Annotated in this window: 1 protein-coding gene; it reads left to right on the top strand. The window is 77.0% G+C overall.

The annotated features are described in order from the left end of the window. Positions 1–88: 88 nt before the first annotated feature. A complete protein-coding gene (locus tag FOE67_RS28235) occupies positions 89–433 on the top strand; it encodes a hypothetical protein (RefSeq protein ID WP_182667624.1) in 345 nt (114 codons plus the stop codon). Positions 434–478: the final 45 nt, after the last annotated feature.

Genomic DNA, 478 nt, shown 5'->3' with positions numbered 1-478 from the left:
GGAACGTGGTTCCACCACGGAACGAGGCCCGGGCCGGGACGCCACCCCCGGCGGGCCGGACCGGAACGGCGAGTGAAAGGGAACAACGATGCGTTCGACCATCACCACGGCCGACACCGCGCGCCGACTCCTCCGGCGGACCCGACCGGCGCTCTCCCGCGGCGGCCGACCGACCGGCTCGGCCGATCCGGCGGCGATGGCGATCGCGGTGCTGGCGGTGCCGGTGATGTTCCTGGCCGGCACCCTCGCCGGCCCCGGAGTCCTCCCCGGCCCCGGCGGGGACCGGACGGCGACCTGGGGAGCGCCCCTCGGCGATCCCCTGCCGACCGGCGGGGACACCGGTGAGGAGGCGGACACCGACGAGGGCACCGGGAACGGGGACGACGAGGGCGGTGACGGCACCGTGTCGCCGGACGCCAACGGCTGGCAGTGATCCCGTAGGGCATCGAGGGTCCCCGGCCCGCGCCCGCCACCCCGC

This window comes from Streptomyces calidiresistens (assembly GCF_014141525.1).
GTDB classification, from domain to species: Bacteria; Actinomycetota; Actinomycetes; order Streptomycetales; family Streptomycetaceae; genus Streptomyces; species Streptomyces calidiresistens.
This window is presented reverse-complemented; position numbering and strand designations above follow the sequence as displayed.

What these genes read in the sequence shown, in the direction of transcription:
- FOE67_RS28235 (WP_182667624.1), top strand. Translation starts at nt 89, where the DNA reads ATGCGTTCGACCATCACCACGGCCGACACCGCGCGCCGACTCCTCCGG.